This is a genomic window from Streptomyces sp. NRRL S-495, assembly GCF_000966955.1.
GTDB classification, from domain to species: Bacteria; Actinomycetota; Actinomycetes; order Streptomycetales; family Streptomycetaceae; genus Kitasatospora; species Kitasatospora purpeofusca.
Map to the genome: position 1 here is coordinate 1 of NZ_JZWY01000008.1, position 2752 is coordinate 2752.

Genomic DNA, 2752 nt, shown 5'->3' on the forward strand with positions numbered 1-2752 from the left:
ACCTACGACCTGGCGCACTACCGCGACAACCTGCGCGGTTTCTCGCTGGACTTCGAGGCGGACGCGCCCGGCCCGCTGCTGGCCACGTCCGAGGAGCTGGTGGCCGCGCTCGGCCGGGTGGACGAGGTCACCGCCGAGTACGCCGGGAAGTACGCGGCGTTCCGCGACAAGTACTGCGACCTGGACGACGGCCACGCCGCCGCCCGGGCGGTGGACGCCATGCTGAGCCGCGAGGCCTGACCGGGAATTCCCGCCCGGTGGAGGGCGCCCGCCGCACATTCCGCGTCGGGCGCCTTTCGCATTCCCGGCCCTCGCATTTCCCGGATTTCGAACTGGAGTTTCCCGAACGAACTCGCCAGCTAATTCACAGTCAATTCTCAAATTGACCTCGGATACTTTTCCGGGTGAGATGGAAATTCTCGCCGAGAAAGGTCCGTGGAAATGGCTGTCCTCACCCGGTTCGTCCTCCCGCACGCCGCCCCCCGGTTCGGCGACCCGCGCTTCGGCACCCCGCTGCCGGGCGAGCAGGAGCACGCCGCCTTCGGACTGCTGCGCGCCCGCTGGTCCTCCCGCGGCCTGGAGCTCACCGGCTTCGCCCGCCCCGACGACCGGTCCACCGCCCGCCCCGGCTCGGCCTGGACCTGGCTGACCCTGCGCCCCGACGGCCTCGGCACGCCCCTCCACCTCCCCACCAGGCCCCGCCGGCTCCCCGAGATCACCGACGACAGCGCCCAGCCCGAGCACAACCACGACTGGGCCGGCTTCACCGGCCTGGTGGAGCCGCGCCGGCTGCGCACCGCCGACGGCTGGCTGCTCGGCGACTGGACCGTCGAGGCCACCCTGTTCACCCTCGCCCGCCCCACCCGGCTGCGCCGCCAGTACGGCGGCCTCGCCCCGCACTGGTGCGGCTCCGGCGAGTACCCGCCCGCCCGCTGGGTCGACCACGACGTGCGGCTCCAGCCGTACTTCGCCGACGGCCGGCTCGCCGTGCGGCTCGAACGCCCCGCCGTCCGCCTCACCCGGGCCGTCCCCGGCCCCGACGGGATCGACCTGCACCTCACCGCCGCCGAGCCGCTCCCGGACCGGACCGCGTTCCGGCTGCGCCACCGCGAGAGCGGCACCGTCCTGATCCGGCCCGCCACCGGCACCGGACGGACCCGCGGCGTCCGGCTGCCGTACGCGCCGTTCACCGCCGACGGGCGCGGCGCCGCCGAACTGGAGCACTGGGACGCCGCGTTGGTCCACCCCGACGGCACCGCCGAGCCGCTCGTGCTGGACGAGCGCGGCGGGCCGGTCTCCGGCCAGCACCCGCTGCCCGGGGCCGAGGACCGGGCCCTGCACCTCAAACACCTCGCCGACGGCCGGCTCCAGCTCTGCGTCCGGCCCGCCGCCGGCTGGGTCGAGCGGCTCACCACCCGGGCCGGCGGCTTCGAACTCACCGGCCACTGCACCACCGACGGCCCGCTGGAGCTCGTCCTGCGGCACAACGGCACCGGCGGCGAGGTCCGCCACCCGGTCGAGACCGGCCCGGGCCGGCGGTTCACGATCCGGCTGCCCGCCACCCGCACCGGCTCCGACGGCACCGCGCTGCCCCTGCGCAAGGGCCTGTGGGAAGCCACCCTGGAGCCCGTCGGCCGGCCGGGACCGGCCCGCCCGCTGACCGCCTCGCCCGCCGTCCTGGCCGCGCTGCCCGCCGCCACCCTGGCCGGCGGCAAACGGATCCTGCTGGAGCGCCGCTGGCACGACACCCTGCTGCTGGACTCCACCCCCGTGCTCACCGCCGCCGAGCGCAGCGCCTGGACCCAGGCCCGCCAGCGCACCGCCGGCTACCCGGCCGCCTGCCGCGAACCGCTGCGCGAGGCCGTGCTCTACGACGTCTTCGGCGGCCGCGGCTACGCCGACTCACCGCGTGCCGTGCACACCGAACTCGCCCGCCGGGGCACGCCGCTGGAGCACCTGTGGGTGGTCGACGACGCCCAGGCCGAGCTGCCGCCCGGAGTCCGCGCCGTCCGGGTCTGGAGCCCCGAGTGGTACCGGGCCCTGGCCACCAGCCGCTACCTCGTCGGCAACACCCACTTCCCGGACTTCCTGCGCCGGCGCCCCGGCCAGGTCGTCGTGCAGACCTGGCACGGCGCCCTGCTCAAGCGGATCGCCCACGACGTCGAGAACCCCTGGCTCGCCGACCACGGCTACCTCGCGGCCCTCGACCGGGAGACCCCGCACTGGAGCCTGCTGCTCTCCCCCAGCCCCTTCGCCACCCCGATCCTGCGCCGGGCCTTCCGCTACCGGGGCGAGATCCTGGAGTCCGGCTACCCGCGCAACGACGTGCTGGCCCGCCCCGACCCGCGCCGGGCGGCCGCCGTCCGGCGCCGGCTGGGGATCCCGGCGGGCCGGCGGGTGGTGCTCTACGCGCCGACCTGGCGGGAGGACCGGCCGCGCCCGGACGGCGACGGCTTCCGGCTCGACCTGCGGCTCGACCTCGACCGGGCCCGGCAGGCGCTCGGCGGGGACCATGTGCTGCTGCTGCGGCCGCACGCGCACGTCCGCGAGCCGCTGACCGGCACCGGGGACGGCTTCGCGATCGACTGCGCCGACTACCCGGACGTCCAGGAACTGCTGCTGATCGCCGACGTCCTGGTGACGGACTACTCGTCGATCCTGTTCGACTTCGCGGTCACCGGCCGGCCGGTGCTGTTCTTCACCTACGACCTGGCGCACTACCGGGACGGCCTGCGCGGCTTCGCCTTCGACT

2 protein-coding genes are annotated in these 2752 nt (G+C 75.4%); both read left to right on the forward strand.

Annotated elements, in window-relative coordinates; all coding sequences use genetic code 11:
• On the forward strand, window positions 1–240 hold a 240-nt coding region (locus VR45_RS00910), incomplete at its 5' end, for a CDP-glycerol glycerophosphotransferase family protein (RefSeq protein ID WP_045937745.1).
• 201 nt (window positions 241–441) lie between these two features.
• A partial coding sequence (locus tag VR45_RS00915; RefSeq protein WP_199925880.1) for a CDP-glycerol glycerophosphotransferase family protein occupies window positions 442–2752 on the forward strand: 2311 nt, incomplete at its 3' end.